Source organism: Streptomyces sp. NPDC048696 (assembly GCF_043198895.1).
Taxonomy (GTDB): domain Bacteria; phylum Actinomycetota; class Actinomycetes; order Streptomycetales; family Streptomycetaceae; genus Streptomyces.
The window spans coordinates 471,345-496,041 of record NZ_JBICVJ010000006.1 but is presented as its reverse complement, the minus strand read 5'-3'; the positions used below and the strand labels follow the sequence as shown (position 1 = coordinate 496,041).

The window sequence follows — 24,697 nt, the reverse complement described above, 5'->3', positions numbered from 1 at the left end:
GAGTGTCATGGTCCGGACCGGGCGACTGAACTGAAGTCAGCGTCTATCGACGCCTTCTGATCGCCATCGACCGCGGATGTCACTTCTCAAAGCGGCCCTGATCACCGTCTGACGGCTTTGCCATGGCTTGCGGGGGTGTTTGCGGTACGGAATCCGGAGCTTCCACTTCCGCGCCGGAGCGCGCCGGAGCCACCAGGCCCACGATCCGGCGGCCGGTGAGACCGAGCCCCAGCAGCCCCAGACCGTCGAAGAGCAGGGCGAGCGAGAAGAAGCAGCCGATCACATAGCGGCTGCTGCTCGGCCAGTTGCCGAGCACCAGGATTCCCAGCAGCACGTCGAACACGCCCTGCACCAGCGTCCAGCCCATCTGCGGCCCGCGCACCACCACACTGCCCGCGAGCCGGAAGACGCCGCCGGTCAGGAAGAGCAGCGCGGCGAACATCGTCAGCGCCTCGGCGCTGCCCTCGGGGCGGCGGATGACCACCACGCCCGCCGCGATGTTCAGGGCGGCGACCACCACGCCGAGCCAGAAGTAGTTCGTGCCGCGCGACTGGATCGCGTGCAGCAGCCCGATCACCCCGCCGACCAGCAGCAGCCAGCCGAAGAGCAGCATCGAGGTGAGGGTCGCGACCCCGGTGTAGACGAGGCCGACGAGGCCCGCGGCGACCAGGATCGCGCCGAGGACGGTCAGCCGTCCGAAACTGCGGCTGAGCTTTCTGCTCCGGCGTGCGCTCTCCGGTGTGGGCACGGCCATCAGCGTCTCCTTCACGGCTTCACCGGGCGGCCCCCTCTTGATCATAGGAGCGGTACGGCCGGATAGCATCCGGCGCATGGAGCCGCAGCTGGAGCACACCGTGGCGGGCGGCGTGGCCACCGTCGTCATCAGCAACCCCGCCAAGCGCAATGCCATGACGTCCGGGATGTGGCGGGCGCTGCCCCCGCTGCTCGACACCCTGGCCGCCGACCCCGCCGTACGGGCGCTGGTGCTGACCGGGGCCGGGGCCACGTTCTGCGCGGGCGCCGACATCTCCTCGCTGCGTGCGCCCGGGCCCGGCGAGGACCCCCAGTCGCTCGCGGTACGGGCCGAGGAGGCGCTGGCGGCGTTCCCCAAGCCGACGCTGGCGGCCGTGCGCGGCTACTGCGTGGGCGGCGGCTGCCAGCTCGCGGCCGCCTGCGACCTGCGGTTCGCGGAGGAGGGCGCCTCGTTCGGGATCACGCCCGCGAAGCTCGGCATCGTGTACGCGTCGTCCTCGACCCGGCGCCTGGCCGCCCTGGTGGGTCCCGCGACCGCCAAGTACCTGCTGTTCTCGGCCGAGTTGATCGACGCGGAGCGTGCGCTGCGCACGGGTCTGGTGGACGAGGTGCTGCCCGCCGGTGAACTGGACAAGCGCGTCGCCGAGTTCACCCGGATCCTCACCACGCGCTCCCGGCTCACCCAGGCGGCGGCCAAGGAGTTCGCGAACGGCCGGACCGACCGGGACGCGCACTGGACGGAGCAGGCGCGCGGCAGCGGCGACACCGCCGAGGGCGTCGCCGCCTTCCTGGAGCGCAGGACCCCGCGCTTCGAGTGGACCGCCTCGGGCTGAGCCCGTATCTACTTCAGGACCAGGTGGCTCCCGGCCCGCAGCTTCTCCACCAGCTCGGCCGGGGCCTTCTCGGGCGAACCCGCGTCGTACGGCGGCTGCGGGTCGTACTCGGTCAGCAGCTGCACGGCCTGCGCGAACTCGTCGCCCGCGATACGGCCTACCAGGGTGAGCCCCATGTCGATGCCGGAGGAGACCCCGGCCGCGGTGACGTACTTGCCGTCGATGACCACGCGCTCGCCGGTCGGCTCGGCGCCGAGCGCGGCCAGATCGTCGTAGGCGAGCCAGTGGCAGGTGGCCCGGCGGCCGGTCAGGAGCCCGGCCGCGGCGAGCAGCAGCGAGCCGGTGCACACCGACGTCGTCCAGGTGGTGGTCGCGTCGACCGCGCGCAGCCAGCCGGTCAGGGCCGCGTTGTCGATCATGTCCCGGGTGCCCGGGCCGCCGGGGACCACCACGATGTCGGGGCGGGCCACCTCGGCCAGGGTCTTCTCGGCGACCAGGTGGAGGCTGCCCTTGTCGTTGGCGACCGGGCCCGCCTGCTCGGCGACGAAGACGACCTCGGCGCCGGGGAGACGGCACAGCGTCTCGTACGGGCCGATGGCGTCCAGGGCGGTGAAGCGGTCGTAGAGCAGCACGGCGATCTGCATGGGGTTCCTCTCGACGAAGCGGTGGGTCGGAGCCGACCGCGGCGTGAGCCGGGCCGGGGTCGGCCCGGCGACGGGCCGGTCAGCGGGCGGGGTGGAAGCGGCGCCGGTACTCGGCGGGCGCGGTTCCGAGGGTCTTCACGAAGGCGCGGCGCATCGCCTCCGGGGTGCCGTAGCCGGACGCGCGGGAAATCTCCCGCACCCCGTCGGCGGTGTCCTCCAGCAGGCGCCGGGCGTGTTCGACGCGGACGCGCTCCACGTACCGGCCGGGCGTCGTGCCGGTCTCGGCCTGGAAGGCGCGGGCGAAGTGGCGGGGCGAGAGCCGGGCCCGGGCGGCCAGGACGTCGACGGTGAGGTCGGCGTCGGGGTGCTCGCTGATCCACTGCTGCACCTCGCGCAACGGCTCGCGCCGCGCGGTCTGGGCGGCGAGCTGGGCGCTGAACTGGGCCTGGTTTCCCGGGCGCCGCAGGAACACCACCAGATGCCGGGCGACGGTGAGCGCGGCCTCGCGGCCCAGGTCCTCCTCGACGAGGGCGAGCGCGAGATCGATGCCCGCCGTGACGCCCGCCGAGGTGGAGACGTTTCCGTCGCGTACGTAGATGGGGTCCTGCTCGACGGTGACCTTCGGGTGTCTGCGCGCGAGGTCGTCGCAGTACGCCCAGTGCGTGGTCGCCCGGCGCCCGTCGAGCAGCCCCGCCTGCGCGAGGATCTCGGCGCCGGTGCACACGGAGACCAGCCGCTCGGCCCGGGGCCCGTGCTCGCGCAGCCAGGCGACCAGCCGGGGATCCGGGGCGCGGGTGCCCTGGCCGCCCGGCACGAGCAGGGTGTGCGGCACCGGCGCGTCGGCCAGGGAGCCGTCGGGGACGAGGGTGAGCCCGCTGGTGGCGCGGACCGGGGCGCCGTCCAGGGAAGCGGTACGGATCACGTAGTAACCGCTGGCATCCCCGGCGGCGTATCGGTCCGCCCCGGCGAAGACCTCCACCGGGCCGGAGACATCGAGGCTCAGGACGTCCTCGAAGAGGACGACGAGCACGGTTCGCTGCGCCATGCACCTGATTCTTCGCGGTGCCGGTCATGTCCGCAATGACGAACAGTCCACCTTTCCTGCCATGACCCCGCAGGGGTTCACGACGTACCGACCAGTCGGTAACCTGCTGGTATGACGTCTCTCCCGCCGCGCGCCGGCCGCCGCTGTCACCACTTCGTCAACCCGCTGCACTCGACCGTCTACTTCTCCCCCGACTACGACAAGGAGCTCGCGGGGATCGGTGTCGAGGACCCGCGCGCCGCCTACTTCGCGGGCCGCGCCGCCGCGCTCGGCGCGGTCGGCCCCGGCACGGTCACGGCCACCTTCTACAACTTCAACCACGAGCTGGTCGCCCGGCACGTACCGGCGGTGTGGGACATCGCGTCCCCCGAGGACGTGCTCGCCGCCCGGCTGCGGGCCGCCGACAGCACGCTGCGGCGGCTGCTCGGCGAGGAGGCGGTGGCCTCGGACGAGATGGCCGAGGCGGCACGGCTCGCGCTGCGGGCCGCCGAGGGCTGCACCCGGCACGCCCGGCCGCTGTACGCCGCCCACGCCGATCTGCCGGTGCCCGAGGAGCCGCACCTGGCGTACTGGCACGCGGCGACGCTGCTGCGCGAGCACCGGGGCGACGGCCACCTCATGGCGCTGCTCGACGCCGGGCTCGACCCGCTGGAGGCGCTGGTCAGCCACACCGCCACCGGCAAGGGCATGGCGCCGCGCTGGATCCTCGGCACCCGCGGCTGGCGGCGCGCGGACTGGGACGCGGCGGTCGCCCGGCTGCGCGAGCGCGGACTCCTGGACGCCGACGGCGAGTTGACCGGGGCGGGCACGGCGCTGCGGGAGGACGTGGAGGACCGCACGGACCGGCTCGACCTCGCCCCGTACGAACTGCTCGGCGAGGCGGGCGTGACCCGGCTGACGGAGCTGGCCAAGGGTTTCCTGATGACGGCTCTGGCAGCGGGCGCGTTCCCGGCCGACCTGACCGGCAAGGGCTGATCGGCGATTGTCGGTGCCGCCTGCCACAATGGCGCCTCAAGCTCATCGAGAAGGCGGTACGGGATCGTGACGACGTCCATCGAAGGCAGGATCGCCGGGGAACTCGGCGTACGGGAGCGGCAGGTGAAGGCCGCCGTCGAGCTGCTCGACGGCGGGTCGACCGTGCCGTTCATCGCGCGCTACCGCAAGGAAGCGACCGAGATGCTCGACGACGCCCAGCTGCGCACCCTGGAGGAGCGGCTGCGGTATCTGCGCGAGCTGGAGGACCGCCGCACGTCTGTCCTCGATTCCGTACGGGAGCAGGGCAAGCTCACCGAGGAGATCGAGCGCCAGATCCTGGCCGCCGACACCAAGGCCCGCCTGGAGGACATCTATCTGCCCTTCAAGCCCAAGCGGCGCACCAAGGCGCAGATCGCGCGCGAGGCGGGCCTTGAGCCGCTGGCCGACGGGCTGCTCGGCGACCCGTCGGTCGAACCGCTGGCGGCGGCGGCCGCGTTCGTGGACGCGGACAAGGGCGTCGCCGACCCGGCGGCCGCCCTTGAGGGCGCCCGCGCCATCCTCACCGAGCGCTTCTCCGAGGACGCCGACCTGATCGGCGAGGCGCGCGAGCGGATGTGGACCAAGGGCCGGCTCGCGGCGAAGGTGCGCGACGGCAAGGAGGAGGCGGGCGCCAAGTTCGCCGACTACTTCGACTTCACCGAGCCCTTCACCGCGCTTCCCTCGCACCGCGTCCTCGCCATGCTGCGCGGCGAGAAGGAGGAGGTCCTCGATCTCGTCCTGGAGCCGGAGGAGCCGTCCGACACGCCCGGGCCGTCGGCGTACGAGAACATGGTGGCGCGCCGGTTCGGCATCGCCGACCGGGGCCGCCCGGGCGACAAGTGGCTGGCGGACACCGTCCGTTGGGCCTGGCGCACCCGGATCCTGGTCCACCTCGGCATCGACCTGCGGCTGCGGCTTCGGACGGCCGCCGAGGACGAGGCGGTGCGGGTCTTCGCGTCCAACCTGCGCGACCTGCTGCTGGCCGCCCCGGCCGGCACGCGCGCGACGCTGGGCCTGGACCCCGGGTTCCGTACGGGCGTGAAGGTGGCCGTCGTCGACGCGACCGGCAAGGTCGTGGCGACGGACGTCATCCACCCGCACGTCCCGGCGAACCGGTGGGACGAGGCGATCGCCAAGCTGGCGCGGCTCGCCAAGGAGCACGCGGTCGAGCTGGTCGCCATCGGCAACGGCACGGCGTCCCGCGAGACGGACAAGCTCGCGGGTGAACTGATCACCAAGCACCCGGAGTTGAAGCTCACGAAGGTGATGGTCTCCGAGGCGGGCGCCTCGGTGTACTCGGCCTCGGCGTTCGCCTCGCAGGAGCTGCCGGACATGGACGTGTCGCTGCGCGGCGCGGTCTCCATCGCGCGCCGCCTCCAGGATCCACTCGCCGAGCTGGTGAAGATCGACCCCAAGTCGATCGGTGTCGGCCAGTACCAGCACGACCTGTCCGAGGTGAAGCTCTCGCGCTCGCTCGACGCGGTCGTGGAGGACTGTGTGAACGGGGTGGGGGTGGACGTCAACACCGCGTCCGCGCCGCTGCTCTCGCGGGTCTCCGGCATCGGCGCCGGGCTCGCCGAGAACATCGTGGCGCACCGCGACGCCAACGGGCCGTTCCGCTCCCGCAAGGCGCTGAAGGACGTGGCGCGCCTGGGCCCCAAGGCGTACGAGCAGTGCGCGGGCTTCCTGCGGATCCGGGGCGGCGACGACCCGCTGGACGCCTCCAGCGTGCACCCCGAGGCGTACCCGGTGGTGCGGCGGATGGTGAAGACCTCGGGCACCGAGGTCGCGGCGCTGATCGGCAACACGGCGGTGCTGCGGTCGCTGCGGCCGGACGCGTTCGTCGACGAGACCTTCGGTCTGCCGACGGTGACGGACATCCTGCGCGAGCTGGAGAAGCCGGGCCGCGACCCCCGTCCCGCCTTCAAGACGGCCTCCTTCAAGGAGGGCGTCGAGAAGATCGGCGACCTGGAGCCGGGGATGGTGCTTGAGGGCGTGGTGACGAACGTGGCGGCGTTCGGCGCGTTCATCGACATCGGCGTGCACCAGGACGGGCTCGCGCATGTCTCGGCGCTGTCGAACAAGTTCGTGAAGGACCCGCGCGAGGTCGTGAAGCCGGGCGACATCGTCAAGGTGAAGGTCATGGACGTCGACGTCCCGCGCAAGCGGATCTCGCTGACGCTGCGGCTGGACGACGGCGCCTCGGGCGGCGAGCCGAAGCGGGGTGAGCGGCCGCCCCAGCAGCGGCAGCAGCGCCGGGGTGGCGGCGGGGGTGGGGGTGGCGACCGCGGTCGTCAGACACCCCCGCCCGCGAACGGCGCGATGGCGGACGCCCTGCGCAAGGCGGGCCTGCTGGACCCGAAGGGCCGCCGCTGAGCGCTCCGCTGTTGCCGCTGCTGGGCCCGCCCGCACCCCGGCCCAGGGCGGTCGGTCAGCTGCGGACCGTGCGTGACTGGGCGCGCGGTTCCCCGCGCCCCTTGACGGGTGCCCGGCGGGCGCTACGCCTCCAGGGCCACCGGGCCCGACGTCGTCCGTTCCGCGTTGCGGCGTGTCTTGGCCCAGCCGTTGCGGCCTCGGGCCATGCGGACGAAGGCGCGGGCGGAGACGATGAACAGGTGGTACGCGTACAGCCACAGCGCCACGCCCCACAGCAGCGCGGTCAGCCGCGAGGCGTCCGGGGCGTGGTCGCGGCGGTAGACCGGGCCCCACAGCACGAACGGGCCGATCGCCAGCGCCGCCAGGATCAGGGTGAGCGGCCACAGCACCAGTGACCCGAGACCGCCCAGCACCAGCATCGCCACGCTCAGCGCGAGGGTGAGCAGATGCGCGACCGGCTGGCAGAACGTGTACAGCGTCTCCAGCACCCCGCGCCCGCTGTAGTGGCGCGAGGAGATGATGCGCGGGGCGTAGCGCACGCACTGGAAGTTGCCCTGCGCCCAGCGGGTCCGCTGGGTCAGCAGGCGGCGGGCGTGCGGCAGTCCCTCCTGGGAGACCCAGGTGTCCGCGATGTGCGTGATCCGGAAGCCCGCGAGAATCATGTGCAGGCCGAGTTCGTAGTCCTCAAGGAGCGCGCCGCGCTGCCAGGGGCGCCACTCGGCGTCCGCGATCCGGTCGAGCGCGGACAGCCGGGTGAACTGACCGTTCCCGCCGAGCCCCACCGAACCCGTACGGCGGCGCAGCAGCTGCATGCCCGCGTTGGAGACCGCGAACTCCATGTCCTGGACACGGACGAGCAGCCGGGCGAACGCGTTCAGGACGCGCCCGCGCTCCGGCAGCGGGCGCGGGTCGTCGACGTTGCGCATCCGCACGCCGACCTGCACCCCGCCGATCTCCGGGTCCCCGAACGCCTCCGGTCCCGAGACGAGTTCCAGGGCGCGCGGGTCGAGCCGCCCGTCGGCGTCCACCACGCACACGACGACCCTGCCTCGGTCGACCCCCTCCGGCAGGAACTCACCGAGCTGGTCGTACGCCGCGTTGAGCGCGTCCCCCTTGCCGGTACGGGCCTCGGGGCGCACCCGGCGTACGAGATGGACCCGGCGGTCGTCCTCCGCGAGCGCGGCGACGATCAGGCCGGTCCGGTCGTCGCTGTCGTCGTCGATCACCCACACATGGGCAGCGGGGAAGTCGCCTCGCAGCTGACCGACCGTCGCCCCGACAACGGCCTCCTCGTCCCGGCACGGCACGAAGAAGTGCCAGTCCAGGACGGTCGGGTCACCGGCTTGTGTCGCCGGGCGGTTGACGTACGAGCGCCGGGCCCCGGCCCAGTAGAGAAGGAAACAGGCAAGGAGGGCGAAGGGGAAGAGAAATATGAGCAGGCTGTCGAACACGGGGGGCTTTCGGTGTCGGATTCGGAAGACAGGTGCGGCCAGGCGGCCTTCGGGGGTACATCGGGGCGCCCCATAGGGGCGCGGGGCTGTGACATGTGCGGCTCCGCCGCGATGGGGGTCCCCCCTGTTCAAGCGGAGTCGAGAACTTGGGGGAGCGACCAGCCACGGACGGTCCGCAGCCGAACGACCACGCCTCCCAGCGGAGCGTCAGGCCGCCGCCGCGTACGTCGTCGCGCCCGACGACACCAGCCGGGTCAGCAGCGCGACGATCCGTCGCGACGCCAGCCCGTCCCCGAACGGGCTCGGCAGCGCGGCCAGCCGAGCGCGCCCGCCCGCGCCCAGCGCCAGCCGCTCACGCGCGGCGCGCCCGAGCTCGGGGCCGGGCGCGACCAGGGTCGCGAAGTCGGCCATCGCCTCCGGGCGTTCGGTGGAGTTGCGTACCACCACCAGCGGGCGGCCGAGTACGGTGACCTCCTCCTGGACTCCCCCGGAGTCGGAGACGAGCAGGGCCGCGTGCCGGGCCAGGGCCAGGAAGTCGCGGTAGCCGAGCGGCCGGGTCACCCGCAGCGGGGCAAGGAGCGCGTCGAGGCCCGCAGCCTCGATACGGGCCCGGGTGCGCGGGTGGAGCGGGAGCACCACCGGCACGTCGGCGGCGAGCGCGGCCAGCTCGGTGAGGATCGCGCGCAGAGCCACCGCGTCGTCGGTGTTCTCGGGACGGTGGACCGTGGCCAGCACGAAGCCGTCGGGGGTGAGACCCAGGCGCTCCAGGTGCGCGAACCGCTCCTCGGTGTCCGGGAGTTGGCTGTGGACGGCCTCGACCACCGTGTTGCCGGTGATGTCGACGAGGTCGGCGGGGACGCCCTCGGCCAGCAGGTTCTCCCGGTTCTGCGGGGTCGCCGCGCAGAGCACGTCGGCGAGCCGGTCGATCAGGACGCGGTTGTGTTCCTCGGGCATGTTCCGGTCGTGGCTGCGCAGCCCGGCCTCGACGTGCACGAGCGGGATCGAGCGGGCGTTGGCGGCGAGCGCCCCGGCGAGGGCGGCGTTGGTGTCGCCCTGGACGACCACGGCGAGCGGCGGCTCGGCCAGGAACAGCGCGTCGAGCTGGGCGAGGCCCGCGGAGATCTGGACCGCACGGGGCCGGCCGCCGATGCCGGTGAGATAGGTCGGCTCGGGGATGCCCAGATCGGTCAGGAAACGGCCGGACAGTTCCTCGTCGTAGTGCTGCCCGGTGTGCACGACATGCGCGGCGGGCCCGAGGAGGCGGATCAGCTCGGTCAGCTTGACCAGCTCGGGGCGGGTACCGAGGACGACGGCGATGCTGCGGGGCGGCAGGACGGACAAGGAGAGCTCCAGGGGCGGACCGGCGGGGACTCCAGCAGGCTCGCCGCCGACCGTTGCCCGCCCGGCTGGCACTCGGTTGCCCTACGGTTGCGGTTGCCGCCGGAAGAAGGATTCGGGACCTTCGGCCCCACCGACCCGGGACCTGTGCCTGGGACCTTCGCCCGCATCCGGACCGCCGTAGGACCCGTACAACCCGTACGAGCCCTGTGCGGCACCGGGCGGCCCTGCCGGCTCAGACGCCCCCCGGCTCCCGCTCCCCCCGATACCGGTAGCCCATCCCCCGCACCGCCTCGATCGGGTCGGTCTCCAGGCTGCCCGCCGCCTGCTGGAGTTTGCGGCGTACGCGCAGCACCGCGAACTTCACCCGGTCGCGCCCGACGCCCTGCGGGTCGTCCCAGACCTGGTCGAGGAGCTGGTCGGTGGTGACGACGCGGCCCCGGTTGCGGACGAGGACCTGGAGCAGCCGGTACTCGATGTCGCTGAGCCGTACCTCCTCGCCGAGCCAGACCGCCGAGCGCCGCTCGGGCACCAGGCGCAGCGACTCGTCCTGGGCCGTGCCCGCCCAGCGCGAGGTCGAGGCGCGCCTGAGCAGCGCCTCGACCCGGGCCACCAGCTCGTCGTTGCCGAACGGTTTGGGCAGATAGTCGTCGGCCCCGGCCCGCAGCCCCCGTACCCGGTCGCTCTCGGCCCCGCGCGCGGTGAGCAGCAGTACGGGCAGGTCGGTCATGTCCCGGGTGCGCTCCAGGACCTGCCAGCCGTCGAGCCCGGGCAGCCCGATGTCCAGCAGCATCAGGTCCGGCGAGTCCGCGAAGAGGCGCCGCAGCCCCTCCCGGCCGTCGGCGGCGGCCACCACCTCGTATCCGGCCCGGGTGAGCAGCACCCGCAGCGCGGTCGCCACATCGACGTCGTCCTCCACGATCAGGATCCGGGTCATGGCGCCTCCCCGGCGGCCCCGGTGTCCGTGGGGCCCGCGATCGGCAGATGGACGGTGAACAGGGCGCCCCCGCCCGGCGCCTCGGCCACCGACAGCTCGCCGCCGTGGCGGCGCACGATGTCCCGGCTGATGGTGAGGCCGAGGCCGGTGCCGGGGAAGCCGCCCGATGCGGCGTTGGGGGCCCGGACGAAGCCGGAGAAGATCTCCTCGCGGTACTGCTCGGGCACCCCGATCCCGGTGTCCGCGACCGTGATGCGCCACGTGTCGCCCGCCGCCTCGGCCGCGATGCCCACGCGGCCGCCGGGCGGGGTGAACTTGGCGGCGTTCTCCAGGAGGTTGTCGAGCACGTGCTCCAGGCGGTGCTCGTCCCCGTACAGCGGCGGTCCCGGCGTACAGCTGAGCACGGTGAACAGACCGGCCTCGGCCAGCGTGGACATCCGGTCGACGACCGCATGCTCCAGCATCCGCGCGATGTCCACCTCGCCGAACTCCAGGCGCAGTTGGGGCTCACGCATCATCGTGGTGTCCAGCAGCGTGGTGATCACGGTCGCCATGCGGGTGGCGTTGCGGCGGATCGCTTCGAGGAAGGCCAGCTGGTCGGGGTCGAGCGAGCCGGAGGCGGGGTCGGCGAGCAGTTCGCAGAAGCTGATGATGGAGGTGAGCGGGGTGCGCAGATTGTGCGAGGCGGAGGCCAGGAACTCGTTGCGCCGGCGGGCCAGCTCCGCGAGCGCCGCGTTGTCGCGGTGGAGCGCGTGCTCGCGGCGCTTGGCTTCGGTGATGTCCTCGGCGGTCCACAGCGACCCGAAGGGCTCCCCGCCCGCGTCGTACAGCGGCTCCACGTCGCGCCGGATGACCCGGCCGTCGGTGAGCGCGATCTCGGCGGCGCGGTGGACGCGGCGCGCGGCGATGGCGGCGGTGCCCTCCACGATCCAGACCGGGCGCTCGGCGAAGTGGTCGAGGACCGCGTCCACCACGGGCTCCAGCGGAGCGCCGGGCGCGTAGGCGACCCGCCCGGCCAGTGCGAACATCTCGACGAAGCGGCGGTTGACGGCGACCACGTGCTCGTCGCCGCCCTGCACGATCGCCGCCCGGGGCAGTGCCTCCAGGACGGCCTGAAGCCGGTCGCGCTCACGGTCCACGCCAGCACGGTACGCGCGGATCACCGCTGGTCGGCGGCGCCGCGCGTCCATCCGCCGGACACCCCTCCGGTCGGCCGACCGGGACTGCGCCCGTGCCCGCTCTCGCCGCCGTCGGCGGAGGTCAGTGCTCGGTCACCTTGCCGTCCGCCACCTCGATACGCCGGGTGGTGCGCACCGCGTCCAGCATCCGGCGGTCGTGGGTGACAAGCAGCAGCGTGCCGGTGTACGAGTCGAGGGCGGACTCCAGCTGCTCGATCGCCGGGAGGTCGAGGTGGTTGGTCGGCTCGTCGAGGACGAGCAGGTTGACGCCCCGGCCCTGGAGCAGGGCGAGCGCGGCGCGGGTGCGCTCGCCCGGCGAGAGCGAGGTGGCCGGGCGCAGCACATGGTCGGCCCGCAGGCCGAACTTGGCCAGCAGGGTGCGCACCTCGCCCGGCTCGGTGTCCGGGACCGCCGCGCAGAACGCCTCCAGGAGCGATTCCTCGCCGACGAACAGCCCACGGGCCTGGTCCACCTCGCCGACGACGACGCCGGAGCCGAGCGCGGCCTGGCCCGCGTCGAGCGGGAGGCGGCCGAGGAGGGCGGCCAGCAGCGTGGACTTGCCCGCGCCGTTGGCGCCGGTGATGGCGACGCGGTCGGCCCAGTCGATCTGGAGCGAGACCGGGCCGAAGGTGTAGTCGCCGCGCCGGACCTCGGCGTTGTTGAGGGTGGCCACCACCGAGCCGGAGCGCGGCGCGGTCGCGATCTCCATGCGCAGCTCCCACTCCTTGCGGGGCTCCTCGACGGTGTCGAGCCGTTCGATCATGCGCTGGGTCTGGCGGGCCTTGGCGGCCTGCTTCTCGCTGGACTCGCTGCGGAACTTGCGGCCGAGCTTGTCGTTGTCCCCGGCCTTGCGGCGGGCGTTCTTGACGCCCTTGTCCATCCAGCCGCGCTGCATCTGGGCGCGGCCTTCGAGGGCGGCCTTCTTGTCGGCGTACTCCTCGAAGTCCTCGCGCGCGTGCCGGCGGGCGGTGGCGCGCTCTTCGAGGTACGCCTCGTAGCCGCCGCCGTACAGCGTGATCTGCTGCTGGGCGAGATCGAGTTCGAGCACCTTGGTGACGGTGCGGGTGAGGAACTCGCGGTCGTGGCTGATGACCACGGTGCCGGCCCGCAGCCCCCGGACGAAGGACTCCAGGCGCTCCAGACCGTCCAGGTCGAGGTCGTTGGTCGGCTCGTCGAGCAGGAACACGTCGTAGCGCGAGAGCAGCAGCGAGGCGAGGCCCGCGCGGGCGGCCTGGCCGCCGGAGAGCGCGGTCATCGGCTGGTCGAGGCCGACGGTGAGGCCGAGGGAGTCGGCCACCTCCTCGGCGCGCTCGTCGAGGTCGGCGCCGCCGAGGTCGAGCCAGCGCTCCAGGCTCTCCGCGTACGCGTCGTCGGCGCCGGGCGCGCCCTCGACCAGCGCCTCGGTGGCCGCGTCCATGGCGGTCTGGGCGGCGGCGACGCCGGTGCGGCGGGCGAGGAAGGCGCGCACGGTCTCGCCGGGGCGCCGCTCGGGCTCCTGCGGGAGGTGCCCGACGCTGGCGCCCGGCGGGGAGAGCCGCAGCTCGCCCTCCTCCGGCGTGTCGAGCCCGGCCAGCAGCCGGAGCAGGGAGGACTTCCCCGCTCCGTTGGCGCCGACGAGCCCGATGACGTCGCCGGGGGCGACGACGAGGTCGAGCCCGGCGAAGAGCGTGCGGTCGCCGTGTCCGGCGGCGAGGTCCTTGGCGACGAGGGTGGCAGTCATGAGGTCTAGATCCTACTTGCGTGCCAAGGCCGCCACGGCCCGGTTCTCCGCCGCCCCGGTGCGGGCGGCGCGGCGGACCGTTTCAGCGCACGACCGCCGTCGTGATCACTCCGCCCGTGGTCCGCGCCACCAGGAAGGACTCCCCGCGCAGGACGTGCGCGTCCAGCGGCACGTGGTGGGTGCCGGGGTCGAGGGTCGCGTCCAGGACCTCCTCGGTGTGGACGCGGTGCAGCCGGTCCAGGCGGTACGCGGTGAGGCGCACCCGGCAGGTCGCGCCGACGGTGAGGCGGGCCTCGTCGGGGGTGGCGAGCAGCCGGGTGAGCCGGCGCTGGGCGGGCGGGGTGCGGTCCAGGGCCTGTTCCAGCTGGGCGACGAGCAGCGGGGTGATGGGGGCCAGGCCGATCACATACGCCGGGTGCGCGTGGGCCCGGGCGAACGCGGCCCGCACGGCGGCGCGTTCGTCCTGCGGGACTCCGCGCCCGAACGCGACCGCCCCGTACGTCATGAGCTCGTCGGGCATCGCGTCGCTCACGTCGTGCGCGATGTCCGCGCCTATGCCGATGGAGCGCAGGGCCGCCGCGAGCTTGCCGAGGACGGCCGCGCGCGCCCCGATCAGCAGGACCCGGCGCCGGGGCGGCTCGTCGGCGAGCAGCTGCTCCAGGGCCGCCCGGTACTCGTCGGCGCGGAAGCGGAACGGCCCTATCCCGTGGTAGCCGTTGCGCTCCAGGTCGGGCAACGGGGCGGTCTGCCAGGCGAAGTCCCGCCAGATGATGTCGTCGCCGAGCCGCTCGATGACCGCGGTGACCGCGCCGCACGCCAGGTCCTCGCACTCCGGGCAGGCGTACACGACGTAACGCCCGTTCGCGAGCGGCGGGTCGGTCTCCAGGAGCAGGCTGCGCACCTGGGCGCCGAGGATCGCGGGCGGCACATCGGAGGCGAGCGGCGAGACGGCGTCCAGGTCGGCGAGTTGGAGCAGCAGGGGGCGGCCGTTGACGACGAAGTCCATGAAGTCGCGGTGCAGTTGCGGTGATCCGTTGCCACAGACGTCGCCCGCCCGCATCGCGGGGGCCAGTCCGAAGGTCGCGTACGCGGCAGACATATCCCCAGTATTCCCACCTTGTGGCTGTTCCGAGCACGGCATCACCCATTCCGCTACCGTCCCGTCATGAGCGACGAGGCGATCGTGGTGGGTGGCGGGATCATCGGTCTGACGACGGCGGTCGTCCTGGCGGAGTCGGGCCGCGAGGTCCGGGTGTGGAGCCGGGATCCGATCGGCGGGACCACGTCGGCGGTGGCGGGCGCGCTGTGGTGGCCGTACCGGATCGAACCGGCCACGCAGGTCGGCGAGTGGGCGCTCACCTCCCTGCGGGTGTACGAGGAGCTGGCCGCCGAGCCGCAGACGACCGGGGTGCGGCTGGTGGAGGGGCTGCACGCGGGGATCCGGCTCTCCGAACTCGGGCCGTGGGCGGCCGAGGTGGACGGGCTGCGCCAGTCCGCGCACGGCGTGCACGTCCGGGTTCCGCTGATCGACATGCCGACGCACCTGGAGTGGCTGCGCGCGCGTCTGGAGGCCACCGGCACGACGGTCGAGCTCCGCGCGATCGACCGGCTGCCCGACGCCCCGCTCGTGGTCAACTGCACCGGACTCGGCGCCCGCGGCCTGGTACCCGATCCGCGGGTGCGGCCGGTGCGCGGCCAGTTGGTGATCGTGGAGAACCCCGGCATCAACGAGTGGTACACGGCCGTCGACGACTCCGACGCAGGCACCTATTTCTTCCCCCAGCCGTACGGACTGCTGCTCGGCGGCACCGTGCAGGACGACGCGTGGGACCTGGCCCCCGATCCCCGGACCGCCGAGGAGATCGTGGCGCGGTGCGCCCGGGTGCGCCCCGAGATCGGCGGGGCGCGGGTGCTCGCGCACCGGACGGGGCTGCGGCCGGTGCGGGACGGGGGCGTGCGGATCGAGGCCGAGGCGACCAGGTCCGGTGGTGTGCTGGTGCACAACTACGGCCATGGCGGCGCCGGTGTCACCGTCGCCTGGGGGTGTGCGCGGGAGGCGGCCGCGCTGGCCGCCTCCCGCACTCCTCTCCATTGAGAACCCGTATCAGCGGCGCTGAACGGGTTCGGCCGCCGTCAGCCCGTACTGCGCCCGGCCGTCGAGGAGCAGCGGCACGACGCCCCGGTGGCCCCGACGACCAGTGCGCGGGCCCTCATCGGTCCCCCGGGACCCGGCCGACCGAGGGCGGGACGGTGACGCCGGTCGGACGCGCGAGGTGCGGTGCGAGGTGCGGCGGGGTGCCGGTGGTGGCCCGCCTGAACGCTCCCGCACCGCCGACCAGCGGCAGTTTCGCCCAGGTGTGCGCCAGGTCGACAGTGAGCGTCGGGGTGCTCGCGGGCGGGTCGATGAGGTCCTTGTCGGTGCCCGCGACGATCAGCGCGAGCCGGTGTCCGGCCGGGACGACGTGGTCGGTGGCGTGCAGGTCGAGGGTGATCGTGTACGGCCGGCCCGGGGTCAGCGGCTGCCCGGTGCCGCCCGCGTAGTGGCCGAGGTCGGCCCAGCCCCGGCTGAACACGGTGTAGTCGACGGCCTTCTTGTCGGCCGAGGTGACCTTGTAGCAGGCGCTGTCCCCGGTCGTGCTCACGCCCCAGCAGGTGCGGTCGGTGCCGGTGAGGATGCCCTCGCCCGCGCCGCCGTAATTGCGGATGGTGTCGGGGCCGAGGTCGACCAGGACCGCCGAGAGGTGGGCGCTGGTGGTGGTCGGGGTCGCGGTGACGGTCACCTTGGAGGAGCCGGACAGCCGCAGGTCCTGGGTGAGCGGCCCGGTGACGAATCCGGCCTTCTCCGGGGTCGACCGGTCCACGGTCGCGGACCAACCGCTCTCGTCCAGCTGCGGGTTGTCGGTGAACGTCTCGCTCGCACCGGCGGGCGCGGGGCTCAGCCCGAGGCCGCCGACGCCGGGCGCGGAGCCGTTCGCCGGGCGCAGCACGGTGTTCCGGGTGCCCACCGGCGGCCAGACGGCGTCGGTGGACCACTGGTCGGGGTGGCGCTCGACGTCGGCCATCGGCGCGCGCTCGATGCCGTTGTCGTAGCCGAGGAGGTAGTGGTCGAACCACTTGTGCAGGGTGTCGACCCAGTCGGCGCGCCGGTAGTCGAACGGGTCGACGTGCCCGGTCTGGGAGAGCCAGATCTTGCGCTCGACGCCGTTCGCCGCGAGCGCGTCCCACCACTGGCCGAAGTTCTTGGTGCGCACGTTCAGGTCCTGCATGCCGTGCACCACGAACACGCTGGCCTTGACCTTGGAGGCGTCGGCGACGTAGTCGCGCCCGCTCCACAGCGGCGTCCAGTCGCCGTTGCGCGGCGCCCCGTCGACGAGTCTCTGCTGCACGGCGCCGCAGTGGGCCTGCGCCTCGGGGCTCTCCACGTAGTTGGAGAGCCAGTCGGGGCCGGAGTCGTAGAGCGGGGCGCCCTTGGCGAAGTAGTAGTCGTACCAGGAGGAGATGGAGCTGATCGGCACGATGGTCTTCAGGCCGTCGACGCCGGTGGCGGCGACCCCGTTGGCGATGGTGCCGTCCCAGCTCTTGCCGATCATGCCGGTGCGGCCGTTGGTCCAGTCGGCGCCGACCCGCTGGGTACCCGTACGGGTGGTGTAGGCGCGGGCGCGTCCGTTGAGCCAGTCGACGACCGCCTTGGCCGACTGGACGTCCGAGGGGCCGCCGATGTCGACACAGCCGTCCGAGCGATTGGTTCCGGACAGGTCGACGCCGACGAAGGCGTAGCCGCGCGGCACGAAGTAGTTGTCGTAGAACAGCGGCATCTGGACGACGTGCCCTTGCGCGTCGTACGTCTTGAGCTGGCTCTCGTTGCCGCGTCCGCAGCAGGCGTAGTACGGCGAGGCCTCCAGGATGACCGGAACCCTGCGGCCCTGCTGTGCGGCCTCGCGCGGGCGGACGATGTCGACGGCGACCCGGTCGGCCTTGCCGTCGCCGTCCGCGTCGAGCCGGGTGTCGACCCAGACGGACTCACGGATGGCGTTCTCGTACGAGTAGACGGGCCTGCTCTCCTTGGCGCGGGCGGCCTGGGCGCCCACCGGGGAGACGAACAGGGCGGTCAGGGCGGCCGCGACCGCCATCACGAGCAGGCGCCCCCAGTGGGGCGACCGGCGCGAGCTGTTCCTCTGCGATCTGGACCTCATGCGGGTGGACCGCGCAGCAATCGGCATGGGCGGACGGTACTCCCGTCAACTCCCGTGCAAAAGAGGGCAGGCGTGGTCCGAATGAGGGTCGAGTCGAGCAAGTCAACATGTCGGCGCAATGGCGATCGTGTGACAGCAGGGGCCATGGACATGACCGGCGCGACGGGGGCTGAATAGGGTCCCAAGAGATCGTTCACATCGACGACTTGGAGCACTCGTGCACCGCAAAATCATCGCCCCGAGCGTGCTCGCCGCGTCCCTGCTGCTGGCGATCCCGGCATCCGCGACCGACTTCACACCGGGCGCCCCGGGTATCGGCGACCCCTACTACCCGAACAGCGGCAATGGCGGTTACGACGTATCCCACTACGACCTGAGACTGAAGTACCAGCCCACCACCGACCTGCTTGAGGGCACGGCGACGATCCTCGCCACCACCACCCAGAACCTCTCCCGGTTCAACCTCGACTTCGGGCTCCAGGTCAACGAGGTCCTGGTCAACGGCGCCAAGGCGAAGTACGCCAAGTCCGGCACCCAGGAGCTGGAGATCACCCCGGCCGCGCCGCTGGTCAAGGGGAAGTCGATCTCGGTGGTGGTGAAGTACGCGGGCAAGCCGTCCGAGCTGAGCATCGGCGGCTACACGGCCTGGCACCGCACCCCGGACGGCGGTGTGGCCGCGCAGGAGCCAGACTCGGCCGTGTGGTGGTTCCCATCCAACGACCACCCGCTGGACAAGGCCACCTACGACGTCTCGGTGCTCGTGCCGGACGGCACCCAGGCGATCAGCAACGGCACGCTCCAGTCGCAGAGTTCGAAGCTGGGCTGGACGCGGTACAACTGGCGCTCCAACAAGCCGCAGGCCAGCTATCTGGCCACGCTCGCGATCGGCAAGTTCGACATCACGACGGACACCACGGCGAACGGCCTGCCGATCATCAACGCGTACAGCAAGGACCTCGGTGACAACGACGGCGCCGCGCGCGCCAGCGTCGAGCGCACCAAGGAGGTCGTCGAGTGGCTGAGCAGCCTCTACGGCCCCTACCCGTTCAACTCGGTCGGCGGTTACGTCCCCAACGTGACCTCGGGCTTCGCCCTGGAGACGCAGACCCGCCCGTACTACAGCCCCAAGCAGTTCGCGAACGGCGCCAACGTCTCGGTGGTCGTCCATGAGCTGGCCCACCAGTGGTACGGCAACAGCGTCTCGGTGAAGGGCTGGAAGGACATCTGGAACAACGAGGGCTTCGCCCGCTACGCCCAGTGGCTCTGGTCGGAGAAGGAGGGCGAGGGCACCACGCAGGAGCTGGCCGACTACGTCTACGCCCAGCACCCGGCCGACGACCCGTTCTGGCAGGTCAAGCCGGGCGACCCGGGCCCGGACAACCAGTTCGAACTCCCCGTCTACGACCGGGGCGCGCTCGCCATCCAGGCGCTGCGCAACACGGTCGGCGACAAGGCGTTCTTCGCCATCCTCAAGGGCTGGCCGACGGCCCACCAGTACGGCAACGCCAATGTGGGCGACTTCGAGCGGTACGCCGAGCAGATCTCCGGCAAGCCGCTCGCCGGGCTCTTCGACACCTGGCTGTACCAGCCCTCGAAGCCGGCCGTCTCGGCCGCCAAGAAGGCGAACCTCGTGGCCCGGACCGCCGGTACGCCGGTGGCCCAGCCCAAGTCCTGGAAGAAGATCGCGGAGACGAACGACATCCACGCCCACCGCTGAGGCGGGCCCCTGATCCGGTGGGCGGGCGCGGCCGGGAAGCCCGCGCCCGCCCACCCCGCGCGCGGCGAGCACGCCCTGCTCGGCCGGGCGGCGCGCCACTACGCTGTACGCGGCGCCCCGCCCGGCGCCGCCACGCCGCCCGCGAGGAGCCTGTGCCTTGACCGAGCAGCACACCGCACCCCACATCGACCCGCGCCCGGGGCCGAGGCCGACGCTGGAGGCCGTCGCCGCGCGCGCCGGGGTCTCCCGGGCCACGGCGTCCCGGGTCATGAACGGCGGCGCGGGGGTGCGGCCCCCGCTGGTGGACAAGGTGCGCCAGGCGGTCGAGGAGCTGGGGTACGTCCCCAACCACGCGGCCCGCACGCTGGTCACCCGGCGCACCGGCGCGGTCGCCGTGATCATCGCCGAGCCGGAGATCCGGATCTTCTCGGACCCGTTCTTCTCGCAGCAGATCCGGGGCATCAGCAAGGAACTCACCGCCCACGACACCCAGTTGGTGCTGCTCATCGTGGAGGGGCCGGGCGACTACGACCGGATCGCGCGTTATCTGGCGGGCGGACACGTCGACGGCGCGCTGGCCTTCTCGCTGCACACCGACGACCCGTTGCCCGCGATCGCCCGCAGGACCGGGATACCGACCGTGTACGGAGGCCGTCCGGGCTGGCCGACGGCGCCGGGCGAGCGGCCCGTCCCGTATGTCGACGCCGACAACCGCGGCGGTGCCCGCGCGGCTGTGCGCCATCTGCTCGCGCTCGGCCGCACCCGCATCGCCCATATAGCGGGCCCGCGCGACCAGACGTCGGCGACGGACCGGCTCGACGGCTTCCACGACGTGCTGCCCGACACGGACCCGCGCCTGATCGCCGAAGGCGCCTTCACGGTGGAGAGCGGAGCCCGGGCGATGGCCCGACTGCTGGACCGGCGCCCCGACCTGGACGCCGTGTTCGCCGCGAACGACCTGATGGCGTCGGGCGCGCTCGGGGTGCTGCGCGAGCGGGGCCGCCGGGTGCCCGAGGACGTCGCCCTGGTCGGCTTCGACGACATGCGGACAGTCGCCGAGGCGACGGATCCACCGCTGACGACGGTACGTCAGGACATCGAGGGCATGGGCCGCCTCATGGCCCGGCTGCTGCTGAGCGGACTGGACGCGGGCGGCACGACGAGCCCGGAGCCGGTCATCACCCAGACGGCGCTGGTGCGGCGGGCGTCCGCGTGACGGGTCACGCGGGGTGCTTGCGGGCCCGACGGGCCCGCGCCCTGGCCCGGCGGGCGAGCGGCAGATAGCGCAGCCGCTCGGGCAGTACGGGCACGACCGCCCGCACCACGAGGCCGAAGCGGCGCAGTGCGCGCTCCTGGGCGTCGGTCCATTCAAGACCCATCGCCGCGCGCGCGTCCGGCGGCAGGAAGCCGATGGTCACGAACCGTCTGAAGCGCGCGATCGGCGGCAGGAGCAGCGGCCACAGCAGCCGCAGCAACAGCCGTACGGGGAGCGGCCCGAGGGCGGGTGCCGGCACATCCGGATGGAGCGAGACCAGCTCCTCGACCACGGCGTTCGACCCGATCTCGGCGTCGAGCACCTTGCGGTAGTACGGCCAGAACTCCTCGATGCTCTGCGGCATGTCCCGGTCGTGGATGCCCAGGACGCGCCCGACCTGAAGCCACTCCGCGTACATCTGCCGCTCCTGCGCCTCGGTGCAGGGACGGCGCAGGTACTGACGGCTGTAGGCGAAGACCGGGTAGCCGGTGGCGTGCACCCACGCGTAGTTGGCCGGGGTCAGCGCGTGGTAGCGGCGGCCCCGCGCGTCGGTGCCCTGAATGGACCGGTGCAGCTCCCGCAGCCGGCGCCCCTCCTCGGCCGCCGCCTCGCCCCCGTACACCCACAGCTGGAGCGAGCGCAGCGAGCGCTCACCGCGTCCCCAGGGGTCGGTCCGGAACACGGAGTGCTCGTCGACCCCGGCGCCCACGGCGGGATGGGCGACCTGGAGGGCCAGGGCCGCGGGGAGCGTGAGCAGCACCCGCACGTCCCCGGCGAGGCTCCACAGCACTCCGCCCGGCGGGGGCGGGGCGGGGTCGGCGGACGGGCTTTCGATCATGCATCCAGGAATACCAGATGACTATCGGGGCGCGAGTTTCGGATGATCGGTGTCGGGGAGCCAGTCGCGCCCCGGCCGGTACTCCAGCCAGCGCCGGGCCCGACCGGCCTCGGCGAAGCCGCGCAGCAGGGTGTCGAGGCGGGGGTGGCGGGACGACTCCCGCCAGGCCAGCGACCAGGCGTACAGCGGTGTCGGCTCGACGAGCGGGATCGAGCGCAGGCCCGTGTGGTCGGGCAGCGGCGCGTCGGCGGGGAAGACGGTGAAGCCCTCGGGGTCGGCGCTCAGGCCCCGGGCGAGGTGGTCGAGGCCCAGATTGGGGCCGTCGTGGCGCCGCGTGACGCCGAACTCGTCGGCGAAGCGGCGCAGGAAGTCCAGGCGGCTCAGCTCGGCCGGGCACCACAGGACGCTGTCGCGCAGATCGGCCGGGCGCACCGCGTCGGCCCCGGCCAGCGGGTGCGAGGGACCGACGACCACGTCGACCGGTTCCAGACGCACCAGCCGCTGGGTGAGTCCCGCGTCGCGGCCGTCGGGCAGCGGGTGCACCCGGCCGAAGCCCAGGTCCGTGTCCCCGCGCAGCAGCGCCCGCGCGACCGACGGCCAGTCCCGCCCGGGGCCCGGCTCCCACCGCACGGCGTCGAGTGCCTGCACCGCGTCGGCGACCGTGCGCATCGGCGCGTACAGATGCCCCCAGGTGTCGATCCGTACGGCCGGGCCCGCGTCCGTCACCGCCGCGACCGCCCGCTCGCCCGCCGCCAGCGCCTCGCGCGCGGCCGGCAGGAACCGCTCCCCCGCCTCGCTCAGCCGGATGCCGCCCTGCCGCTCGAAGAGCCGTACGCCCAGCAGCTCCTCCAGGCGCGCGATGCGCTTGGACAGCGCCTGCTGACTGGTGTTCAGCTCTTCGGCGGCCCGCCCGAAGTGCAGGGTCCCGGCGGTCGCGGCGAAGGCGCGGACCAGGGCGAGGTCGAGGTCCATGGCGCCGACCTTATGCGACAACCCTTCGTTGTCGATCACGCGGTCCGGTTGTTGGCCGGGCCCCCCGGCCACGCGATCGGATGGTCCCCGACGCCGGAACAGACGGCACAACAGACGCAGGAACAAGAGCCACCGAGGAGCTGACCACGATGAAAGCGTTCGTCGCGACCGGAGACCCCGCAGAGCCCGTCGTGCTCGCCGACGTCCCCGAGCCGACACCGCGCCCCGACGAGGCGCTGGTGAAGGTGGAGGCGTTCTCGGTCAACCGGGGCGAGACGTTCAAGCTGGAGCGGCCCGTCCCCGGCGAGCGCCCCGGCAAGGACATCGCGGGTCTGGTGGTGCAGCCCGCCGCCGACGGCAGCGGACCGTCCGGGATCACGCGGGTCGTCGGCCACCCCATGGCGGGCGGCTGGGCGGAGTACGTGGCGGTGCCGACCGGCGCGCTCGCCGAACTGCCGGACAGCGTCCCGGTGCTCCAGGGCGCGGCTCTGCCGCTGGCCGGGCTCACCGCGCTGCGGCTGCTGCGCGCCGCCGGACCGGTGCTCGGCCGACGGATCCTGCTGACCGGTGCCTCCGGCGGCGTGGGCCACTACGTCACCGAGCTCGCGGCCGCCGCCGGGGCCCGGGTCACCGCCGTGACCAGGGACGCCGAACGCGGCGCCCGGCTCGCCGAACTCGGCGCCGCCGAGATCGTCCACGACGTCGCCGAGGCTCGGGGCCCGTACGACGTCGTCCTTGAGTCGACCGGTGGACCGGCTCTCCCTGCCGCGCTCGCGCGGCTCGCCCGGCGCGGCACGCTGATCTGGTTCGGGCAGGCCAGCCGCACCCCGGTGACGCTCGACTTCTTCGACTTCTTCAGCGGGCCCGAGTCGGCGACCATCCGCCACTTCCACTACCTCGACGCCGACACCCGCCTCGACGACGACTTGGCGGCCCTTGTCCGGCTGACCGCCGAGGGCCGTGTGCACCCCGAGATCGGCCGCGTCACGGACTGGGCCGACACCGCGACCGCCCTCACCGACCTGCGCGAGCGCCGCATCCGCGGCAAGGCCGTCCTCACCCTGTCCTGAAACAGAGCGATCGAAGGAGCACCACCATGACCACCACCGACCCCCGGGCCGTCGTCATCCGCTACGTCGAGGCCGTGCGCGACGGCGACGCCGACGTCATCCGCGACAGCTTCGCCGTGGACGCGACCTGGCACTACCCGGGCGACCTGCCCATCTCCAAGGTGTGGCGCGGCCGCGACGCGATCATCGACGACTTCCTGGGCGGCATGGGCCCGCTCCTCGTCCCCGGCACCATGGAGATCGAGCTGGTCGGCACGATCGCCGAGGGCGAGCGGGTGGTGGCCGAGTGGACCTCCAGGGCCAGGACCGTGCACGGCGGCAGCTACGACAACCGCTGCCTCGGCATCTTCACGGTCCGCGACGGCAAGATCGTCTCGGTCGTCGAGTACGCCGACACCCGGCACGTGGCCGCGACCCTCTTCCCGGACCATGCCGCCCCCGCGGATGGCTCCCGGCCCCTTTCACAACAGTGGTGAGACAGCAATACTGTTGAACCGGATCGACCGCGAACCGGGGAATGAGGCACAGCCATGGCGACCGAGACCGAGGAGCCGACCCTCACGGTCGACGAACTGGCCGCGCGCGCCGGGGTCACCGTGCGCACCATCCGCTTCTACAGCACCAGAGGTCTGCTCCCGCCGCCGTCGATCGGGCCGCGCCGGGTCGGGCACTACGGCCCCGCGCATCTGTCCCGGCTCGCCCTCATCGAGGAGTTGCAGCACCACGGGATGACGCTCGCCGCGATCGAGCGCTACCTCCAGCAGCTGCCGCCCGACCTGAGCGCGCACGACCTGGCGATCCACCGCGCCGTGGTCGCCTCCTGGGCACCGGACACCGCCGAGGAGACGACCCGGGCGGAGCTGGAGCGGCGGGCCGGGCGCGCCCTGTCCGACGTGGACGTCGACCGGCTGGCGGCGATGGACGTCCTGGAGCGCACGCCCGGGGAGAGCGACGCGTTCCTGGTCGACCCCGGGCTGCTCGCGCTGGGGGTGCAGCTCCTCGACGTGCCGATCGCGCACGAGACGATCCTGGCGGCGCGGACCGTGCTCGTGGACCACACGCGCTCGGCCGCGCACGAGCTGACCCGGCTCTTCCGGGACGAGGTGTGGAACCCGTACCGGGAGCGGGAGTCGGACCCGGACCATGTGGCCGCGATGAAGTCGCTGTCGGCACATATGCAGCCGATGGTGGTGCAGGCGCTGGTCACGGCGTTCCAGCGGTCGCTGAAGGAAGAGCTGAGGGCGGCGTTCCGGGCGGAAGGCGAGCAGGGCGAGCAGGGAGCGTGAGCCGAGTGAGGGCCGGGGATCCTCTCCCCGGCCCTCACCCCTCACCCTTTACGCGTCGTCGAACCTCACGCGTCCGC

Annotated in this window: 21 protein-coding genes; 9 read left to right on the top strand and 12 right to left on the bottom strand. The window is 73.0% G+C overall.

The window, feature by feature from the left end; translation table 11 throughout:
- Positions 1-79: 79 nt before the first annotated feature.
- Positions 80-754, bottom strand: coding sequence for an HdeD family acid-resistance protein (locus tag ACGFRG_RS16180; RefSeq protein WP_393264377.1), 675 nt, complete (start codon positions 752-754; stop codon positions 80-82).
- A gap of 76 nt (positions 755-830) precedes the next feature.
- Between ACGFRG_RS16180 and ACGFRG_RS16175 the strand changes: the two genes are divergently transcribed.
- Complete coding sequence (locus ACGFRG_RS16175; RefSeq protein ID WP_361419145.1) at positions 831-1,586, top strand: enoyl-CoA hydratase/isomerase family protein; 756 nt, start codon at positions 831-833, stop codon at positions 1,584-1,586.
- Positions 1,587-1,594: 8 nt separating this feature from the next.
- Here the strand turns inward: ACGFRG_RS16175 and ACGFRG_RS16170 are convergent, their stop codons facing one another.
- Both ACGFRG_RS16170 and ACGFRG_RS16165 read right to left on the bottom strand, forming a co-directional pair.
- On the bottom strand, positions 1,595-2,230 hold the full coding sequence (locus ACGFRG_RS16170) for a DJ-1/PfpI family protein (RefSeq protein ID WP_361419148.1): 636 nt from the start codon (positions 2,228-2,230) through the stop codon (positions 1,595-1,597).
- A 79-nt stretch (positions 2,231-2,309) separates the two neighbouring features.
- Positions 2,310-3,275 carry a GlxA family transcriptional regulator gene (locus ACGFRG_RS16165; RefSeq protein WP_393264374.1) on the bottom strand — a complete coding sequence of 322 codons (966 nt, stop codon included), beginning with the start codon at positions 3,273-3,275 and terminating at the stop codon, positions 2,310-2,312.
- Between the two features lie 111 nt (positions 3,276-3,386).
- On the opposite strand from ACGFRG_RS16165, the gene ACGFRG_RS16160 reads away from it, so the two are divergent.
- Together ACGFRG_RS16160 and ACGFRG_RS16155 are read left to right on the top strand one after the other, a co-directional pair.
- A complete protein-coding gene (locus ACGFRG_RS16160; protein WP_393264372.1) occupies positions 3,387-4,250 on the top strand; it encodes a hypothetical protein in 864 nt (287 codons plus the stop codon).
- A gap of 66 nt (positions 4,251-4,316) precedes the next feature.
- Positions 4,317-6,665 carry a Tex family protein gene (locus ACGFRG_RS16155; protein ID WP_393264370.1) on the top strand — a complete coding sequence of 783 codons (2,349 nt, stop codon included), beginning with the start codon at positions 4,317-4,319 and terminating at the stop codon, positions 6,663-6,665.
- Between the two features lie 122 nt (positions 6,666-6,787).
- On the opposite strand, the gene ACGFRG_RS16150 is transcribed toward ACGFRG_RS16155, so the two are convergent.
- From ACGFRG_RS16150 to ACGFRG_RS16125, 6 genes are all read right to left on the bottom strand, one after another.
- Positions 6,788-8,116: a glycosyltransferase family 2 protein gene (locus ACGFRG_RS16150; RefSeq protein ID WP_393264367.1), complete on the bottom strand. Its 1,329-nt coding sequence runs from the start codon at positions 8,114-8,116 to the stop codon at positions 6,788-6,790.
- A gap of 207 nt (positions 8,117-8,323) precedes the next feature.
- The gene (gene wecB / locus ACGFRG_RS16145) at positions 8,324-9,457 is read right to left on the bottom strand and encodes a non-hydrolyzing UDP-N-acetylglucosamine 2-epimerase (protein WP_361419168.1); all 1,134 of its coding nucleotides are present in this window, start codon (positions 9,455-9,457) and stop codon (positions 8,324-8,326) included.
- Between the two features lie 232 nt (positions 9,458-9,689).
- Positions 9,690-10,391 carry a response regulator transcription factor gene (locus ACGFRG_RS16140; protein ID WP_361419171.1) on the bottom strand — a complete coding sequence of 234 codons (702 nt, stop codon included), beginning with the start codon at positions 10,389-10,391 and terminating at the stop codon, positions 9,690-9,692.
- On the bottom strand, positions 10,388-11,530 hold the full coding sequence (locus ACGFRG_RS16135) for an ATP-binding protein (protein WP_393264363.1): 1,143 nt from the start codon (positions 11,528-11,530) through the stop codon (positions 10,388-10,390). Before ACGFRG_RS16135 ends, ACGFRG_RS16140 begins: the two co-directional genes overlap by 4 nt.
- A 121-nt stretch (positions 11,531-11,651) precedes the next feature.
- Positions 11,652-13,289: an ABC-F family ATP-binding cassette domain-containing protein gene (locus ACGFRG_RS16130; RefSeq protein WP_393264361.1), complete on the bottom strand. Its 1,638-nt coding sequence runs from the start codon at positions 13,287-13,289 to the stop codon at positions 11,652-11,654.
- Positions 13,290-13,371: 82 nt separating this feature from the next.
- Positions 13,372-14,388 (bottom strand): oxidoreductase, encoded by a 1,017-nt coding sequence (locus tag ACGFRG_RS16125; protein ID WP_393264359.1) that lies wholly within the window; start codon positions 14,386-14,388, stop codon positions 13,372-13,374.
- Positions 14,389-14,454: 66 nt separating this feature from the next.
- Between ACGFRG_RS16125 and ACGFRG_RS16120 the strand changes: the two genes are divergently transcribed.
- Complete coding sequence (locus tag ACGFRG_RS16120; RefSeq protein WP_393264356.1) at positions 14,455-15,384, top strand: NAD(P)/FAD-dependent oxidoreductase; 930 nt, start codon at positions 14,455-14,457, stop codon at positions 15,382-15,384.
- A gap of 115 nt (positions 15,385-15,499) precedes the next feature.
- Here the strand turns inward: ACGFRG_RS16120 and ACGFRG_RS16115 are convergent, their stop codons facing one another.
- Positions 15,500-17,419: a Xaa-Pro dipeptidyl-peptidase gene (locus ACGFRG_RS16115; RefSeq protein WP_393264353.1), complete on the bottom strand. Its 1,920-nt coding sequence runs from the start codon at positions 17,417-17,419 to the stop codon at positions 15,500-15,502.
- A gap of 280 nt (positions 17,420-17,699) precedes the next feature.
- Between ACGFRG_RS16115 and ACGFRG_RS16110 the strand changes: the two genes are divergently transcribed.
- On the top strand, positions 17,700-19,199 hold the full coding sequence (locus tag ACGFRG_RS16110) for a M1 family metallopeptidase (protein WP_361419186.1): 1,500 nt from the start codon (positions 17,700-17,702) through the stop codon (positions 19,197-19,199).
- A gap of 184 nt (positions 19,200-19,383) precedes the next feature.
- Complete coding sequence (locus tag ACGFRG_RS16105; RefSeq protein ID WP_361420041.1) at positions 19,384-20,415, top strand: LacI family DNA-binding transcriptional regulator; 1,032 nt, start codon at positions 19,384-19,386, stop codon at positions 20,413-20,415.
- Between the two features lie 4 nt (positions 20,416-20,419).
- On the opposite strand, the gene ACGFRG_RS16100 is transcribed toward ACGFRG_RS16105, so the two are convergent.
- Both ACGFRG_RS16100 and ACGFRG_RS16095 read right to left on the bottom strand, forming a co-directional pair.
- Positions 20,420-21,292, bottom strand: a complete 873-nt coding sequence (locus ACGFRG_RS16100; protein WP_361419189.1) for an oxygenase MpaB family protein — start codon at positions 21,290-21,292, stop codon at positions 20,420-20,422.
- Between the two features lie 21 nt (positions 21,293-21,313).
- Positions 21,314-22,264: a LysR family transcriptional regulator gene (locus tag ACGFRG_RS16095; protein ID WP_361419192.1), complete on the bottom strand. Its 951-nt coding sequence runs from the start codon at positions 22,262-22,264 to the stop codon at positions 21,314-21,316.
- 149 nt (positions 22,265-22,413) lie between these two features.
- Between ACGFRG_RS16095 and ACGFRG_RS16090 the strand changes: the two genes are divergently transcribed.
- From ACGFRG_RS16090 to ACGFRG_RS16080, 3 genes are read left to right on the top strand one after another with little or no spacing between them, the layout of a single operon-like run.
- Positions 22,414-23,334 carry a zinc-binding dehydrogenase gene (locus tag ACGFRG_RS16090; protein ID WP_393264349.1) on the top strand — a complete coding sequence of 307 codons (921 nt, stop codon included), beginning with the start codon at positions 22,414-22,416 and terminating at the stop codon, positions 23,332-23,334.
- A gap of 26 nt (positions 23,335-23,360) precedes the next feature.
- Positions 23,361-23,810 carry a nuclear transport factor 2 family protein gene (locus tag ACGFRG_RS16085; RefSeq protein ID WP_393264347.1) on the top strand — a complete coding sequence of 150 codons (450 nt, stop codon included), beginning with the start codon at positions 23,361-23,363 and terminating at the stop codon, positions 23,808-23,810.
- Positions 23,811-23,864: 54 nt separating this feature from the next.
- Positions 23,865-24,620, top strand: a complete 756-nt coding sequence (locus ACGFRG_RS16080; protein ID WP_361419201.1) for a MerR family transcriptional regulator — start codon at positions 23,865-23,867, stop codon at positions 24,618-24,620.
- Positions 24,621-24,697 lie beyond the last annotated feature (77 nt).

What these genes read in the sequence shown, in the direction of transcription:
- ACGFRG_RS16180 (WP_393264377.1), bottom strand. Translation starts at nt 754, where the DNA reads ATGGCCGTGCCCACACCGGAGAGCGCACGCCGGAGCAGAAAGCTCAGC.
- ACGFRG_RS16175 (WP_361419145.1), top strand. Translation starts at nt 831, where the DNA reads ATGGAGCCGCAGCTGGAGCACACCGTGGCGGGCGGCGTGGCCACCGTC.
- ACGFRG_RS16170 (WP_361419148.1), bottom strand. Translation starts at nt 2,230, where the DNA reads ATGCAGATCGCCGTGCTGCTCTACGACCGCTTCACCGCCCTGGACGCC.
- ACGFRG_RS16165 (WP_393264374.1), bottom strand. Translation starts at nt 3,275, where the DNA reads ATGGCGCAGCGAACCGTGCTCGTCGTCCTCTTCGAGGACGTCCTGAGC.
- ACGFRG_RS16160 (WP_393264372.1), top strand. Translation starts at nt 3,387, where the DNA reads ATGACGTCTCTCCCGCCGCGCGCCGGCCGCCGCTGTCACCACTTCGTC.
- ACGFRG_RS16140 (WP_361419171.1), bottom strand. Translation starts at nt 10,391, where the DNA reads ATGACCCGGATCCTGATCGTGGAGGACGACGTCGATGTGGCGACCGCG.
- ACGFRG_RS16130 (WP_393264361.1), bottom strand. Translation starts at nt 13,289, where the DNA reads ATGACTGCCACCCTCGTCGCCAAGGACCTCGCCGCCGGACACGGCGAC.
- ACGFRG_RS16125 (WP_393264359.1), bottom strand. Translation starts at nt 14,388, where the DNA reads ATGTCTGCCGCGTACGCGACCTTCGGACTGGCCCCCGCGATGCGGGCG.
- ACGFRG_RS16120 (WP_393264356.1), top strand. Translation starts at nt 14,455, where the DNA reads ATGAGCGACGAGGCGATCGTGGTGGGTGGCGGGATCATCGGTCTGACG.
- ACGFRG_RS16115 (WP_393264353.1), bottom strand. Translation starts at nt 17,419, where the DNA reads ATGGCGGTCGCGGCCGCCCTGACCGCCCTGTTCGTCTCCCCGGTGGGC.
- ACGFRG_RS16100 (WP_361419189.1), bottom strand. Translation starts at nt 21,292, where the DNA reads ATGATCGAAAGCCCGTCCGCCGACCCCGCCCCGCCCCCGCCGGGCGGA.
- ACGFRG_RS16095 (WP_361419192.1), bottom strand. Translation starts at nt 22,264, where the DNA reads ATGGACCTCGACCTCGCCCTGGTCCGCGCCTTCGCCGCGACCGCCGGG.
- ACGFRG_RS16090 (WP_393264349.1), top strand. Translation starts at nt 22,414, where the DNA reads ATGAAAGCGTTCGTCGCGACCGGAGACCCCGCAGAGCCCGTCGTGCTC.
- ACGFRG_RS16085 (WP_393264347.1), top strand. Translation starts at nt 23,361, where the DNA reads ATGACCACCACCGACCCCCGGGCCGTCGTCATCCGCTACGTCGAGGCC.
- ACGFRG_RS16080 (WP_361419201.1), top strand. Translation starts at nt 23,865, where the DNA reads ATGGCGACCGAGACCGAGGAGCCGACCCTCACGGTCGACGAACTGGCC.